This is a genomic window from Terriglobia bacterium, from assembly GCA_020073185.1.
Classification (GTDB): domain Bacteria; phylum Acidobacteriota; class Terriglobia; order Terriglobales; family Acidobacteriaceae; genus JAIQGF01.
This window is the reverse complement of record JAIQFT010000006.1, coordinates 30,824-46,459: the sequence shown is the minus strand read 5'-3', so window position 1 is coordinate 46,459 and position 15,636 is coordinate 30,824. Positions and strand designations below refer to the sequence as shown.

11 protein-coding genes are annotated in these 15,636 nt (G+C 63.4%); 6 read left to right on the top strand and 5 right to left on the bottom strand.

Annotated features, from left to right (window positions below):
- Nucleotides 1-152 precede the first annotated feature (152 nt).
- Together LAN64_02790 and LAN64_02785 are read right to left on the bottom strand one after the other, a co-directional pair.
- Nucleotides 153-677, bottom strand: a complete 525-nt coding sequence (locus tag LAN64_02790; protein ID MBZ5566759.1) for a hypothetical protein — start codon at nucleotides 675-677, stop codon at nucleotides 153-155.
- Nucleotides 678-1,082: 405 nt separating this feature from the next.
- A complete protein-coding gene (locus LAN64_02785) occupies nucleotides 1,083-4,556 on the bottom strand; it encodes a GAF domain-containing protein (GenBank protein MBZ5566758.1) in 3,474 nt (1,157 codons plus the stop codon).
- Between the two features lie 168 nt (nucleotides 4,557-4,724).
- On the opposite strand from LAN64_02785, the gene LAN64_02780 reads away from it, so the two are divergent.
- The 3 genes from LAN64_02780 to LAN64_02770 all read left to right on the top strand — a co-directional run bounded on the left by LAN64_02780 (nucleotide 4,725) and on the right by LAN64_02770 (nucleotide 7,636).
- Nucleotides 4,725-5,822, top strand: a complete 1,098-nt coding sequence (locus LAN64_02780; protein MBZ5566757.1) for a response regulator — start codon at nucleotides 4,725-4,727, stop codon at nucleotides 5,820-5,822.
- Between the two features lie 207 nt (nucleotides 5,823-6,029).
- Entirely contained in the window at nucleotides 6,030-6,704 is a 675-nt protein-coding gene (locus tag LAN64_02775; protein MBZ5566756.1) for a hypothetical protein, read from the top strand.
- A gap of 206 nt (nucleotides 6,705-6,910) precedes the next feature.
- Nucleotides 6,911-7,636 (top strand): SIMPL domain-containing protein, encoded by a 726-nt coding sequence (locus tag LAN64_02770; GenBank protein MBZ5566755.1) that lies wholly within the window; start codon nucleotides 6,911-6,913, stop codon nucleotides 7,634-7,636.
- Between the two features lie 23 nt (nucleotides 7,637-7,659).
- On the opposite strand, the gene LAN64_02765 is transcribed toward LAN64_02770, so the two are convergent.
- The 3 genes from LAN64_02765 to LAN64_02755 form a co-directional block, all read right to left on the bottom strand.
- Nucleotides 7,660-8,475 (bottom strand): hypothetical protein, encoded by an 816-nt coding sequence (locus LAN64_02765; GenBank protein ID MBZ5566754.1) that lies wholly within the window; start codon nucleotides 8,473-8,475, stop codon nucleotides 7,660-7,662.
- 143 nt (nucleotides 8,476-8,618) lie between these two features.
- Complete coding sequence (locus LAN64_02760; protein MBZ5566753.1) at nucleotides 8,619-9,293, bottom strand: TrbI/VirB10 family protein; 675 nt, start codon at nucleotides 9,291-9,293, stop codon at nucleotides 8,619-8,621.
- A gap of 135 nt (nucleotides 9,294-9,428) precedes the next feature.
- Complete coding sequence (locus tag LAN64_02755) at nucleotides 9,429-11,873, bottom strand: DUF1343 domain-containing protein (protein ID MBZ5566752.1); 2,445 nt, start codon at nucleotides 11,871-11,873, stop codon at nucleotides 9,429-9,431.
- Nucleotides 11,874-11,950: 77 nt separating this feature from the next.
- Between LAN64_02755 and LAN64_02750 the strand changes: the two genes are divergently transcribed.
- The 3 genes from LAN64_02750 to murA all read left to right on the top strand — a co-directional run bounded on the left by LAN64_02750 (nucleotide 11,951) and on the right by murA (nucleotide 15,636).
- Nucleotides 11,951-13,042, top strand: coding sequence for a beta-lactamase family protein (locus LAN64_02750; GenBank protein MBZ5566751.1), 1,092 nt, complete (start codon nucleotides 11,951-11,953; stop codon nucleotides 13,040-13,042).
- A 66-nt stretch (nucleotides 13,043-13,108) separates the two neighbouring features.
- On the top strand, nucleotides 13,109-14,053 hold the full coding sequence (gene murQ / locus LAN64_02745; protein ID MBZ5566750.1) for an N-acetylmuramic acid 6-phosphate etherase: 945 nt from the start codon (nucleotides 13,109-13,111) through the stop codon (nucleotides 14,051-14,053).
- Between the two features lie 278 nt (nucleotides 14,054-14,331).
- Nucleotides 14,332-15,636 carry a UDP-N-acetylglucosamine 1-carboxyvinyltransferase gene (gene murA / locus LAN64_02740; protein MBZ5566749.1) on the top strand — a complete coding sequence of 435 codons (1,305 nt, stop codon included), beginning with the start codon at nucleotides 14,332-14,334 and terminating at the stop codon, nucleotides 15,634-15,636.

The following is a 15,636-nucleotide window of genomic DNA, read 5'->3' as shown; positions in this document are numbered from 1 at the left end:
GGATTTGGCGATATCGTGATTTGCGTCTTAGAGATTGCCGGCGCCGCCAAATCGATCAATCGCAAAACACTCAACCGTCCAATGAACAAGCCCCTCATTCGAGGGGCGAGTTCGGGAGAGAGGAAAGGGAAAAGCCGCGCTCGGAGCTGCCACTACCGGACCATTCTCGCCAGCAGGTTGCGCAGGCGGAGCCGCGCCTGATGCACTCCCATCCGCGATTCGTCCACGCTGATGCCCAGAGTGCGGGCAACGCGAGAGTGGTCGTAGGCTTCCACATCGTGGAGCAGGAAAATCACGCGCTCGGTGGGCGGCAATTGCACCAGGGCGCGCTCCAGGTGCACCCGCAGGGTATTCTGGCGCACGCTGAGCGCGTCGGCACAGATGCCCTCCTGGAGCGTCAGGACGCCGATCGGCATTTGCTCGCGCAACTCGGTGATAAGCGCCTGGTCAAGGGCTTCCGCCGAAGCTTCGGCGCTATGGGCAAAGCCGCGGCAGAAGGTGAGATGCATGAGTTCTTCGGCCGCCACTTCGTTGTCGGTCATCCAAAATGCGAGGGCGTAAATGCGATGGCGGTTTTCTTCGAAGATCGCCCGGAATTTTTCCGCGCGTTCGGCGGCAACTGCGGGTAAGAATGTGGCGTACCCGGAAATTTTTGCTTGCTGACTGATGCTCGCCATGTCGCCTCCCATTTGCTAAGTACTTGGGATGTCGCTTCAAATCTGCTGTTTGCGCGTCAATAACGCGGGAAATGACTGCACTTACCACGCCATTCCAGCCACTCGGGAACTGCTTGAAAAGGGCGCCGTGAAAAAACTGCTGCCCGCGGACACCGGCAAAGCGAGCCTATCCGGGTGCCAAGGGAGGAAACCCAGCCATTGCGGGTTGGGCGAGGTTACAAATCGTTACACTTCTGTGCCAATCGAAGCTGCGGATAAGAGAGGACTGCTCTCCCCACAATGGCGGGACGACCATGGATCACGACGGAGGGTAGAACCGCGGGTGCCAGAAGTTGGCATCGGGAGACACATTTTGAATGCGAAACCGGTTAGTTTCTGCTTGTCGAAGACCAGGAGAAACAGGACTCAGTTGGCTCCCGAGGACTGGGTCAGCAGCGGACGAGTAATCGCAATCAGGTCAGCCACCTGGAATGGCTTGACGATGCATGGAATGCGCGCCTGCTGGAGGAAAGCGCGCGTCTGACCATCGCGGATCTCGGAAGTCGCCAAAATGACGTTCTTCTCCGCCCCGGGAAGATTCGCAGCCACCCAGCGATAGAGGTCAATTCCGGTCCAGCGGCCAGGCATGCTGGCGCCGAAAAGCATGGCGTCGAACTTCTCCGCTTGCAGATGCTGGATGGCCTGATCGCCGTCGGAAACGGCGACCACCTCAGCGCCGGCGCCGGCCAGGGCTTCACGTTCGAACTCGAGCACCGCTTCCTCGTCGACCAGCAGAATACGGCCGCTCAACGGGGGCAGACGAGGCGCGACCTCCTGCGGCGCCTGCGCCGGTACCATTTGAGTAGCCGGCAACAAGACGCGGAACAATGCTCCGCCGTCGGGGTGGTTCAGAGCCACGATGTCGCCGCCGTGCTCCTTCACGATGCCGTAGCAGATGCTCAGCCCCAGCCCGGTTCCCTTGCCCACCGGCTTAGTGGTGTAGAACGGGTCAAATACCTTTTTGGGCTCGCGAATGCCGGGGCCGGAGTCGCGGAACTCAAGGCAGACGTGCCCGTTCTGGCGGCCGGCGCGGACGGAGAGCGTACCGCCGCGCTCGCGCTCCAGCATGGCATCGACGGCGTTGTTGATGATGTTGAGGAAGACCTGCTCCATCTGGTGAGCGTCAGCGACGACGGCCGGCAAGTTGTCCTCCATGTCGCACACGACGCGGATGTCGTGCCGGGTGAGGTCGTAATCGCGCAGCGCCAACGTGTCGTCGAGAACCTTGCGGATGTCAACTTCCTTTTTCTCCGGCTTGCGCTGGCGGGCGAAGGAAAGAAGATTCTGGACCAGGCGCTGGGTGCGCTGCGCCTGCTTGAACAGCTTGGCGACGAAATCACGGGCGCGTGCCTCCAGCGCTTCGTTCTCCAGCAGTTGCGCGTAACCGAGGATCGCCGTTAGCGGGTTATTGATCTCGTGGGCGACGCCGGAGATCAACTGCCCGATCGCCGACATCTTCTCGCTCTGCAGCAATTGCTCCTGGGTGCGGCGCAGGTTGTCGTAGGCGCGGCAGGTCTCCTCGTAGAGTCGCACCTTTTCGATGGTCATGGCCAACTGGCGCGCGACGGCCACTATGAGGTGCTGATCGGTCTCGCTAAAGCAGTGCGTCTCGTCGCGGCTGGCGATGCCGAGCACGCCCACTGCGGCGTCGTTGGTCCACATCACCGCCCAGATCCAGCGGCGCAACCCTTCGCTGCGAACGTACTCGCCGACATTGTCGGGCAGCAGTTCCAGGTCTTCGTGGGTAAGCACCTCGCGGCGCGATTCGCGCAACTGTTGGGTGAATTCGGGCGTCAGCTCGAACTGGGTCGCGGCAAGGCGGCTGCGATGGCCGTTCGAAGCGCGACGATGGAGGACGTTGCCTTTGCCCATCAGGTACACGCTGCCGACATCGGCGGTGAACAACTCCATGACGTGGCGCAGCGAGGTATTCAGGATTTCATCCAAGTCAAACGACTGTGAGGTAATCACGGCGATGGCGTTGAGCACGCCCAGTTCGCGGTTGTGCCGGCGGATCTTATCTTCGGCGCGCCGCTTTTCGGTAATGTCGAGCAGAAATCCCTGGTAACGGTCGACCTTTCCGGAAGCGTCGCGGGTGGCGAAGCTGTGTTCCAGCGCGTTCAGCACTGATCCGTCGCGGCGCCGCAGGTCCACCTCGTAATTGCGAACGAAACCGCGCTCATTCATGATTTCGCAAAACGCCTGCCGCTGCGCCGTGGAGAAATACAGGTCGCGGGCGACGTCGAGTGCCAGCACCTCCTCGCGCCGGTTGTATCCGAACATGCGGACGAAGGCATCATTGCAATCAATCACCCGCCCCTCCGGCGTGGAGACGAACACGCCTTCCTGCACCTGCTCAAAGAGCAGGCGATAACGGTCCTCGGCTGCGCGCCGCTCAGTGGTATCGCGGACAACGTGGATGGTGCCCTGGAGCGCGTCACCTTCAGTGTACGACGAGGTGGAAACCATCGAGAGCCCGCCGAAGCAGGGGTCGGGCCCCTCATCGAAATTGGTCCGACTGTACTCGCAATACGGGCACTGGCGCCATCGCGCGTGCGCCCCCGGCAGCACCTGGTCGCAGCGCTGATACACGACGTCGCCGACCCTGTCACCTAAACGCTGCAGGACGGCGCGATTGAGCTTGAGAATGCGAAAGTCGGCGTCGTGCACCAGCACCATGTCTTCGATGGAATCGAAGGTGCTGATCCATTGCCGATGCGACCGCATGATTTCTTCCATCAGGCGCAGGTTTTCCAGCGCCAGCCCGACCTGGTGTCCGGTGGAGGTGAGGAAGTCAAGCTCGTCGCGCGTGTAGGAACGGCTGGGAGCCTGGCCCAGGGCAATCATGCCGATGACGGAGGTCTTGCCCCTTACCGGGATGAACAGGACGTGGCTGAAACCTTCCTCTCGCAGTACGCGCTGGTTGTCCGGCTCCAGAGCGGCAAGGCGCAGGATGGTGGGCACTCCCTGCTGCACGAGGCGCGCGCCGTCGGTGGTGCGGACATCCAGGGTCGGCCGCTCGCGGATGAACTTTTCCGAGAGGCCGATGTGGCGCGTCAGTACCATGCGATCGCCTTCCAGCACTCGAAACCATGCCGCGCGCGCTCCGGTCAAATTCTTCAGTTGCTCCAGGGCGGTCAGCACCATCGAGCCTTGTTCCTGGGCCCTAGCCAGCGCGCGGGAAAGCAGGTTCAGCGCGGTGAGGCGGTCGGTTCGCTGCTTGGAGTCGTCCAGCACCACCACCAGCATGCTGAGGCCGAGGAGCAACTCGATCCCCAGGTCAATCCCGGAGAGGAAGTGGGGGCTGGCGACGTCCTGATCGAGGTGCAGCAAGAGCAGCATGGCCATGATGACCCACTGCCCGATTTGGCGACGGCCGCGGCTGTACACCACCAGTGCGACGCCGCCGGCCGCCGCCATCACCGTGTAGAGACCGCGAACCATCCCCAGCAGGACCGCCGAATTGGGCCACCAGATGGCGCGCGCGACAGCCATGGCCACCGCGATGGTGGCGGTGGCCGCCAGCGGGAGCAGAAAATCCATCCTGTCGATGTAGTAAAAGATGGAAGCCACGAACAGCGCGACGGCGCAAACAAACGCACATTGCGAAACCGCGATCAGCCAATGGGGAGGCGTGAACAGCAGGAAACTGGCCGTCGCCAGACGGTACACCAGGTAGCAGAACCAGCCCAGGATCCAGGGCAGCAGATAGCGTTCGCGGAAGGTGCGGAAGACGAGAAAGCTCGCCGCCAGCAGGATCAGGACCCCGGAGCAATTGGCCAGCAACTCGAGAGCGGGGCCGCCCCGGTCCCACAGAGCGCTGAGTTCTGCCAGATTCATGGACGGAAGCAGGCGCGTCGCCTTGCTAATGTGGGCCTAGGAGCGTGTGTATAGCACGGAATCGGGGTGGGACGTTGCCCTATTTGTCTCGACTGGTGGTGTCTTTCAAGGCACGGCGGGCATCATCGTGGGGTACAATGCGCCGAACCTGCTCCTCACGGGACAATCATGCCGGCCGAACGAATCTTGATCGTTGACGACGAAGAAGCGATCCGGGAAATTGTGCACTCCATGCTGACGATGGCGGGCTACCGCTGTCAGCAGGCCAACTCCGGGGCTGAGGCCCTCGCCATTCTGGAGTCGGGCGAGCAATTCGACCTCATGCTTTCCGATCTCATGATGGCGGAGATGGACGGCATCGCCTTGCTGGAGCGCACCAAGGAAAAATATCCCGACATGCCGGTGGTGATGGTTACCGCAGTGCACGATATTTCCGTCGCCCTGGCCGCCATCCGCAACGGCGCCTACGATTACCTGCTGAAGCCGTTCGAGCGCGAACAACTGCAGGCCATCGTGCGCCGCGCCCTGGAGAACCGGCGCCTCAAGCTGGAGAACCGCGCCTATCAGACCAACCTGGAAGCGCTGGTCACGGCGCGCACCGAGCAGTTGCGCCACACCATGCAAGACCTGGAGCGTTCCTACGACATCACGCTGGAAGCGCTGGGCGACGCGCTCGACCTCAAGGACGCCGAAACCGAAGGCCACTCCAAGCGCGTGACCGCCTTCACCATGGCCATGGCGCGGTCCATAGGGTTGCCCCAAGATAAGATCCGGGTCATCGCGCGCGGCGCTTTCCTGCATGACATTGGCAAGATGAAGATCCCGGATGCCATCCTGCGCAAGCCCGGCGCCCTCACCCAGGAAGAGATCGCGCTCATGCAGGAGCACTGCTATTGGGGCTACCAGATGCTGCGCAAGATACCTTTTCTCACCGAGGCGGCCGAAATCGTTTATGCCCACCAGGAAAAATGGGACGGCACCGGCTATCCGCGCGGGCTGAAGGGGAACGAGATTCCGCTCGGCGCCCGCCTGTTCTCCGTCGCCGACACGCTGGATGCCATCATGTCCGACCGGCCGTATCGCGCCGCGCAGACCTTTACCGCCGCGAAAGAGGAAATCGTGCGCTGGTCGGGACGGCAGTTCGATCCCGAGGTGGTGAAAGCCTTCCTCACCATTCCCGATACCATTTGGGACGACCTGCGCAAGGAAATTGGTCGCACCATCGACCGCATCACCTACTCGCAGAAGGTGGCTACGAAAGCGTAGGGGCGGGACTTAACGCGCACGCGGCGCGGGGCCGCGCGTTCTCCTTCTCCTTGCCGGTATTGGACGCCGGATGCAACCGCAAAGCTTCCAAATGCCTCATTCTTGACGCTACTTTTTTCGCTCCCGGGCCGCATCCCCACGCCGGATTTTGGGTTTATGTAAATCGAACGTGCAAGAGGGTGCGAATCACGAATAAAAGAGGTTCTTATGAAAAGGACGGCCCTGTGGACCGCTGTCTTGGCTCTGGTGCTCGCGGGTTTGCCGCTCTGGGCACAGTACACCAGCCAGGATCAGAATTCCGGGTACGGCAACAACCCGTACCCAAATTCAACTTACGCGAACAACGCGATTCCCGAAGGGACGCGCTTCGTCGTCAGGCTGGATGACACACTCGACACGACAAAGCTGAAGCCGGGAAAGAGGTTCACCGCCAAGCTGGGCGAGGATCTCACCGCCCCCGACGGCTCCACGATTCCCTACGGGAAGAAGATTCACGGGCACGTCAGCTCCATCAACCGCGGCCTGCACGGCAGCATGCTGCTCAGCTTCGACGAGATCGAAACACGTCACGGTTGGCGTCCGCTGGCGGCAACCGTCAGCGATGTTCCCGGCGAGCATGGGGCGAAGGCTAACGGCGAGGAAGGCGAAGTCGAAAAGAAGGGTACCAGCAAAAAGCGCGTGATTGAAGGCACTGTGGCCGGCGCTGCCGTCGGCGCGGCAGCCGGAGCGGTGGCTGCCGGACCGCATGGCGCGATCATCGGCGCCGCTGCCGGTGGTGCGCTCGGTGGAACCGCGGGCCTGCTCACCGATCGCGACCTGAGGCTCAACAAGGGCCAGCAGCTCGAGTTGCGGCTCGACCGCCAGCTGCAGGTCCCTCGCTAATATTTCCCCTGAGGTCCGGCCGCTGCCCCGGGGTCACACGCGGCAAGCAGGACCCTGCCCTGCGGTAGTTAGTTGGTAGTCGGTAGCAGACAGCGCTACCAGCTACTTGCTACCGGCTGCCAGCCCGAGTTGCTCCGCTCACACCGAGATACTGCAAGCTTCCTGAGCTTCCGCGTTCTATGATCGGAGATCGAGGACGAGTCACCATGAAACCGGCTTCGTCAGTTCTTCTGGCGCTCACGCTCTTGGCGTGCGCCGCCGCTCAGAACATGCCCTCCGTGACGGCGCAGCCCAACACGGTTTACGTAAGCGCCGAGGGCAAGTTCGAATCGGCGCCCGACACCGCGCTCATTCAGTTCAACATCTCCGCCCAGGAAAACTCGGCGCGCGCCGCCTATGATCGCGCCGCACAGGAAAGCGAGCAGGTCCGCCAGATCTTGAGAAGCAATGGAGTGGACCCCAAGTCGGCGGAGATCGGATTCTTCTCGCTGCAGCCGGTATACGACTGGAAAGACCCCAAGCGCCGCGTCATCGGCTTCCGCGTCAGCAACAGCGTCAGCCTGAAGCTGAAGGATTTCGCCAAGGTGGGGCCGATCGTGCAGCAGCTCGGGGCGGAGGAATTCAATGAAAACGTCAACCTCGGCTACACGCTCCAAGACATTGACGCCGCCAAGCTGCGCGCCGTGGAAGACGCCTTCCAGCGCGCGCGTGCGGAGGCCGCAGCGGCGGCCAAGGCTGGCGACCGCGCGCTCGGCGAGTTGAGTTACGCCTCCGTGGACACGTTCGAGCCGATCATCCGCTCCATGGGTGTAGCCATGCAAGCACGCGCGATGGCCGGGCAAGCACAACAGGTCGCGGCCCCGACAGAAGTATTCTCGGCGCAGAAAATCACGGTAACGGCGAGGGTGAGCGCGGCATTTGCTCTGAAGTAAGAATTATGAAATCAGCTGACTTCTTAATTCTTACTCTTCCCGCTCGCAAACAGCTTTGAAAATATTCCACCAGCCTTTGCCTCCGGCAGGTTCAACTGCGACAGGATGGGTGTGATACCGGCCTCGCCCAGCGGCGGCGCGTCCTTACGTAGGCGAATCATCTCCAGAAACGACGTGTAGCGGTCAAGGCAGCGGAAGCAGTCGCGGATATGCTGCTCGGCCAACTCGCGTTCGCGCCACGACAACTGCCCGTTCACCAGGTTGTTGAAGGTCTTCAGCGGCAGGCAGGCGTCGCCGCCGGTTTTCTCCGCTTCCGCGATCAGCACGCGCGCCGAGATGTTGTAGGCGTCGGCGGTGGCGGAGGGCAGCGCCTGCTGCAGCCGCTCGTGCGCGATCACCTTGGCAGCTTGCGCTGTGGCTTCGCTGTTCATGATCATGGCGCCGATGCGCCCCGCGTCGTAGCCCTTGATGAACAACCACAGCACCTCGCGCTCCACTACCGGCAGGTCCTTCATGATCGAGCGCACCTGCTCCAGCGAGAGCTCCGGCGCCGGCACGCGTGCCACCTCGCGTCCGTAAGCGAAGACCAGCTCGCGGAAGGTCATCATGAATTCGCGCTCATTCTGGAACTTGAGCTGGCCGAACCAGGCATTGTCATTGGCACGGGCGCGCTGAAACACCGCCGTGACGTGCGTCTCGATCTCCGGCGCCAGCATGGGGAAGTAATGGTTCAGCAGCGTGCGCGCCAGGGGAGCGTAGTCGCGGACGAACTCCTGCCATCCCAGGCGCTCGCCCCGGGCGCAATCCTCGGCCATGGAAAAGATGGTGCGAACAGCCACGGCTGGAGTCTAGCAAACGGCTCGGATAGCTGCGACCGACGCGGGTCGAATGGAATTCTTGCCGAGGTGAACGGCGGTGGGTGGGAGTCGGTAGTTCGTAGTCGGTAATCCGGGCGTTCCGATCACCGACTACCGACTACGTTCTACCTGATCTTATTTCCGTCGAGCGACAACGGCCGCTCCAGCACGAGCTGTACGCTGGTTCCGGGCGGCAGATTGATGTCAGGTCCGCGCGTAAACAGCACGTACGCCAACCCGGCGGCTGCGCCGGCCGCACCGCCGATGCCCGCGCCCTTGACGCTCCGTCCTGCGATGGACCCCACGCCGGCGCCGGCCCCTGCCGTCTTGGCGACGGTTCCCGCGTCCTTCCCCTTGGTCCCTTCCTGCTGGATGGTGCCCTCCCTGTCCTTGATCCGTTGCTGATCGGCGCCGGGCACATTTTCCACTCCGCCGGGCAGCATCACCGTATAGCCGTTGTGGTAGATCATGGTGGTGAAGTGCATCAGGAACTCGGCGCGGCCCTTCACCCGTCCCGGGCGCTTGATGTCGGTAATCCGGCCCTGGACGTAGGTGCCGGCGGGAATGATGATGCGGTCGTTGGCCGTGACCGGAAACACCGTCTCGGCGTACACTGCGTCGCCGATTTTCGCGCTCTTGGTGGAAATCCCCTGCGCCAGCTTGACTGGAATCTGCGTGCCGGCCGGGACGGTGATGGTGGCATCGTGGCGCGAGCCGGCCGGACTCGATTCGCGCACGTCCTCCGCCTGCTGCGCTGCCGCCATTACACTCAGCAGCATAACGACAATCGCCCAACGCATAGAAGTGCCTCCGAACGCGCCTACGAATTAGAACACGCGGAAGAGGAAATTGTTTCTCGTGCGTCTATCGTTCCATCGGCCTTTCGGTCATTCGGTTTCGATCTGCCGACCGACCGAGAGACCGACCGACCCCCTTCAATACAGCAAATACTCCCTCCTGATCTCGACAAACCGCTCCAGCTCCTCGCGCCAGTCGTCGGCGATGTTGCGCGGGTCCGTGCCGACAGCAATCGCGTCCATGGCCCGCCGGTTGTTGACCAGCAAAATCATCTGGCGCATGTCAAATTCGTTGGGGTACAACTTGCGCAACGCCGACGCCAGCTCAATGCCCAGCTCCGGCGCGTCCAGCGTGTTGCGGTTGAGCAGCACGAGGTTGACGCCGCCGAGTCTCTGTCCGGCGAACTTCGCACCCGCGGTGGGCGTGAAATTGATTGGGACAAAGCGCACGCCCTGGATCCCGCGCGCGTTCAGGTAGTCGGCCAACTCCTTCGCTTTGATCCACGGCGCGCCCACGACTTCGAACGGCGTATCCGTTCCGCGCCCCACCGAAACATTCGTGCCCTCGATCAAAGCCACGCCGGGATAGAGCGTCGCTTCGGTCAGATTGCGCAGGTTGGGCGATGGGCTTGTCCACACCAGCCCGGTCGAATCGAACCAGTCGCCGCGAATCCAGCCTTCCATCGGAATCACGGTGAGGCGCGCGCCGAGGTGTCGCTCGGCGTTGAACATCTTCGCGAGTTCGCCGACAGTCATGCCGTGCCGCGGCGGTTCCGGCATGTAGTTGACGAAGCTCTCCTGCCCCGGCTCCGACACCGGCCCTTGCACGTAGCTGCCGGTGATGGGATTCGGGCGGTCGAGCACCACTACTTCAGTTCCTGCCTTCGCCGCGGCCTCCAACAAATATCCCAGCGTGGTCTCGTAGGTGTAGAAACGCGCGCCAGCGTCCTGAATATCGAACACCACGGCGTCGAGATTGCGCAGGACGTCCAGCGGCGGCCGGCGTTTCGCATCCGAGTCGCCATAGACGCTGTACACCGGCACGCCGGTCGCCGCGTCCACCGTGTTGCCGACCGCAGTCGTGTCCAGCGCGCCGGTGACGCCGTGCTCGGGGCTGAAAATCGCCATGAGCTTCGTGCCCTCCACATGCGCCAACACGTCAATCGTCCGCCGGCCCTGGCCGTCCACGCCGGTCTGATTCGTGAGTAGCCCAATGCGCCGCACCTTGCCGGGCTCGGCCGCGCGCAGCCGGTCGAAGTTGTGCGCTTCAAGCACGTCAATTCCGGTCTTCACCTGCCCGTTGCGCACGTTGACGCGCCGTGAGGCCGCGAAGCTGTCGTTGTACCCGGTAATGCGCGCCAGACGCATGCTCTCTTCTTCGCTCGGGGACAGCTTCAGCGCCGCCGTGACCGCGGTCGCCGTGCGGTTGCGCAGCGACACCATGGCGCCGTTTTGCCCACGCGGATGCACCGCGTTGGAAAGGATCATGATGTAGGTCCGCGTCACCGGATCGATCCACAGCGAAGTGCCGGTAAAGCCCGTGTGGCCGAACGATCCCACCGGCAACAGGTCACCGCGGTTGCTGGAGAACGACGTATCAATGTCCCATCCGAAGCCGCGCACAGACGTGGCGTTGGGCGGCTGCTGCGGGGTGGTCATTTTCTCGACCATCAGCGGCGACAGCACTGGTCCCCCACCGTCGAGCATGGCCTGCGCGAACTTGGAGAGATCGTCAGCGGTCGAGAACACGCCCGCATGTCCCGCGACTCCGCCCATCCGCCGCGCCGTCGGATCGTGCACCACACCGCGCAGCATCTGGCCGCGCTCGTCATATTCCGTGGGCGCAATTCGCGGCCGCCACGATGGCGGCGGCAGAAACGCGGTGTGCTCCATCTGCAGCGGCTGAAAAATGTGCAGCTTCGCATATTGATCCAGCGGCAGGCCCGACACGCGCTCCACGAGGAACCCGAGCACCTCGTAATTCACGTCGCTGTAGAAGAACCGCGAGCCCGGCGCATACACCGGCGTGGTGTCCATCGCCATGCGATACGCCGTATCCCGCCCGCGCCACGGCTGCTTGAGATCGAGATCGTCGGGCAGGCCGGAATAGTGCGTCAGTAACTGCCGCACCGTGATCTCGTCCTTGCCCTTCGCGCCGAATTCCGGGATGTAATGCGCCACCGGATCGTTCAGCCGCACCTGCCCGTACTGCACCAGGCGCATCACCGATACCGCGGTCACCAGGCACTTGGTGAGCGACGCCATGTCGAAGATCGTGTCCAGCGTCATTGCCTCGCGCCGCGGCTCCAGGCTGCGATGGCCGTAAGCTTTGCGGAACACCACCTTGCCGTCGTGACCCACCAGCACCACTGCGCCGGGAATGCGATGTTGCGCGACGGCCGCGCTGAAGATGGAATCGACGGCGGTGAAGCGTTCGTCCGTCGTGGGGGACGGCTTTGGCTTGCTCGCCGTAGCTTTGCGTGCCGCCTGGCGCGCGCTTTTCTGCGCGCTGGTGGGGATGGCCGGCGCAAAGATGAAAATGAGCGCCAAAAAGGCGGATAGCGAGCTGCGATGGGCTTTCATGCAGGGCACAGGATTTCATCGCGAATTTACAGGAGTTCGCCGCGACAGTACAGTGATGAGCGTCGATCTTGCTCCCAGTGAACCTCAAATCCAACCTCGCCGCCCAGGACCGGCGCTTCGCCCGCGCGTTCCGCCTGGTGCACGATGCCATCGCCGCGCGTGCCTTCCCCGGTTGCTCGCTTGCCGTCGTGCATCGCGGCGAACTGGTCGCGTGCCGGGGCGTGGGCCGCTTCGCCTACGAGCCACAGGCGCCCGAAGTCGCTGCCGACACGATCTTTGACGTCGCCTCGCTCACCAAAATGGTCGCCACTACGACGATGGCGATGATCCTCTACGAGCGCGGCCTGCTTGATCTCGACCTGCCGGTGCAATCCGTGGTCCGCGAATTCGCCGGCAAGGATAACGACGCGCGTCGCCAAGATGTCACCATCCGCTCATTGCTGGCGCACAACTCGGGCCTGCCGACGTATGTGCGCCTGTACGAAACATGGCGCACGCGCGATGAGCTTGCCCTTGCCGCCTGCCGCACTCCTCTGGAGGCCGCGCCCGGAGAACGCACCGCGTACAGCGACATCGGCTTCATCGTGCTCGGTGAGGCCCTGGCGCGCCTGGCCGACGACCCGCTCGACTCCTTCTGCCGCCGCGAAATCTTCGGCCCGCTCGGAATGTCCCGTTCTTGCTTCAATCCGCCGGCAGAATTGCGTCCGCTGATTCCGCCCACCGAAGACGACCGGAGGTTTCGCCAGCGCATCATGCAAGGCGAGGTCCACGACGAAAACGCTTTCGTGATGGGCGGAGTCGCCGGACATGCCGGTCTGTTCTCCAGCGCGCCCAACCTCGCCTGCTTCGCTGCAGCCATGCTGCGCGGCGGCGTCATCGTGCGCGCGCAAACGCTTGCCGTATTCGCACAGCCGCACCTCGCAAAGGCCGGCAGTCCGCGGGCTCTCGGTTTCGACCTGCCCTCCGTGCCCTCGCAGTCCGGGCGCTACTTCTTCCCGCGCGCACTCGGCCATCTCGGCTTCACCGGTACTTCCCTGTGGCTCGATCCGGATCGCGACCTCGCCGTCATTCTTCTCACCAATCGCACTTGGCCCGATCGCAGCGCGCAGGAGATCAAGCGCGTGCGTCCGCTGGTGCATGATGCGATCGTCGAAGCGCTGACATCGTAGTCGGTAGGCCGGAAATCTGGGTCGCGCTATCACCACTCGTAATCACAACTGCTAAACTCTCTTCCAATGCTCGACCGCGAACACTTGCGCGACCTCCGCACCGAAGCCCAGAATCCCGCATCGGCGGAACTGGATACCAAGTCGGCGCTGGAGATCGCGAGCATCATCAATGCCGAGGACGCCAAGGTCGCCGACGCGGTTGCGCGCGCGCTGCCTCAAATCGCGCAGGCGATTGATGTCGTCGCCGAAGCGATCGGCAATAGCGGGCGGCTGATCTATGTTGGCGCCGGCACCAGCGGTCGGATCGCCGCGCTCGATGCCGCCGAGTGCCCGCCCACCTTCAACACCGATCCGCAGACGGTGCAGTTCGTGATCGCCGGCGGCGTCGAAGCCTTGTCGCGCGATGTCGAAGCCGACGAGGACTCCGCCGAATCGGGCCGCCACGACCTGGCCCGCCGCAAGCCGGGCCCTCAGGACGTGGTCGCCGGGATCGCCGCCAGTGGCCGCACTCCCTACACCGTCGCCGCTGTTGAATACGCGCGCAGCCAGGGCGCAAGGACCATTGCCATCACCTGCAATCCCGGCACGCCGCTGGCTCGCACCGCCGATATCGGGATCATCGTCGACGTAGGCCCCGAGGTGCTCACCGGTTCCACCCGCATGAAGGCCGGCACGGCACAGAAGATGGTCTGCAACATGATCACCACCGGCGCCATGGCACGCGCGGGTTACGTGTATGGCAACCTGATGGTGAACGTGGACGCGAAGAACCAGAAGCTGCTCGCGCGCGCCGTCGGCATCCTGGAACAGGCCTCCGCTGTGGACCGCGAACGCGCCGCGACCGCGCTCCAAGAGGCTGGCAACAGCGTGCCGGTGGCGCTGATCATGCTGAAGGCAGGTGTCAGCAAGCCGGACGCGCAGCGCCACCTCGAACTAGCCGGTGGTAACGTGCGCAGGGCGATCGAGTCCGCGCAGCCGCTGAGCGCGCGGCGAAGTTCGCGGAAGACTTAACCGTCGGCTGGAGGGAGTGCGAATCCAAAGAAGAGTCTGCGTAAACCCAAACGCACAAAGCCGCCCAAACGGGCGCGGCGGTCTCTGCTCGCGCAACTGATCGCGCGGATCACGAAGTCGAACCGTCACAAGCAAACCGACTGGGGACCTCCGGTCGGCAACGAGCAGTGGTAAAGCGACTTTCGCAGCGAACTTCCGCACACAAGTACAATGTCAACTGAGGTTCGTGGCTGATCCAAGCGTGTGCTCGTGCGACACTAACCACCGGCCACTGCTTTATGGACAAGTTCGTCATTCGCGGCGGCAATCCCCTGCTCGGCACCGTTCGCATCAGCGGCGCCAAGAACGCCGCCCTGCCCGCGATGGCGGCGGCGCTGCTCACCGACGAGCCGGTCATCCTGGAGAATATCCCGCAGGTGCGCGACATCGAAACCACGCGCCGGCTGCTGGCCAGCATGGGCGCCGAGGTCGAACTCGGCTACGGCCGCGCTCACCATCGCACCACCATCTCTTGCGCGAAACTCGAACATCCCGAAGCCACCTACGAGTTGGTGAAGACCATGCGCGCCTCCACGCTGGTGCTCGGGCCGCTGGTCGCGCGCTGCGGCATGGCGAAGGTCTCGTTGCCCGGCGGATGCGCCATCGGTGCGCGCCCCATTGACCTGCACATCAAGGGCCTGGAACGGCTGGGCGCGACCATCACCACCGAACACGGTTACGTGGTGGCGCGCGCCGAGCGGCTGCGGGGCGGGCATGTCGTGTTCGACAAGATCACAGTCACCGGCACCGAAGACTTGCTCATGGCCGCCGTGCTCGCCGACGGCGAAACCCTGATGGAGAACTGCGCGCGCGAGCCTGAGGTCGCCGACCTAGCCGCGCTGCTGGTCAAGATGGGCGCCAACATCGAAGGAGCGGGCAGTTCGACCATCCGCGTGCACGGCGTCGCCAAGCTGGGCGGCGCGCGCCACCGCATTATTCCCGACCGCATCGAAGCCGGCACCTACATCATTGCCGCCGCGCTCACCGGCGGTGACCTCAATGTCGCCGACTGCAATCCCGCCCACCTGACCGCGCTCCTGCAGAAGCTGGAGGAGACGGGCGTGAAGGTGCGGCACAATGCCGAGTCGGTGCGGGTGATGAGCGAAGGCGGAATCATGCCGGCTGACGTCAACACCGAGGAATATCCCGGATTCGCCACCGACATGCAGGCGCAGTACATGGCGCTGGCCACGCAGGCCGATGGCACCTCGATCATCACCGAGAACATCTTCGAGAACCGCTTCATGCACGCGCAGGAACTGGTGCGCATGGGCGCCAACATCAGGATTGAAGGCCGCCGGGCGATCGTGCGCGGCAAGACGCCGCTCAGCGCCGCCGCCGTGCTTGCCTCCGACCTGCGCGCCTCCGCCTCGCTGGTGCTGGCCGCGCTTGTCGCCGACGGGGAGACCATCATTGACCGCGTCTACCACATTGACCGCGGCTACGAGCGCATCGAAGAGAAACTGCGCGGCGTCGGCGGGGAGATACGCCGCATCGGCGAAATGTTTCCCAAGCGCGCGACTGTTCCCGCCGCACAGGGTTGA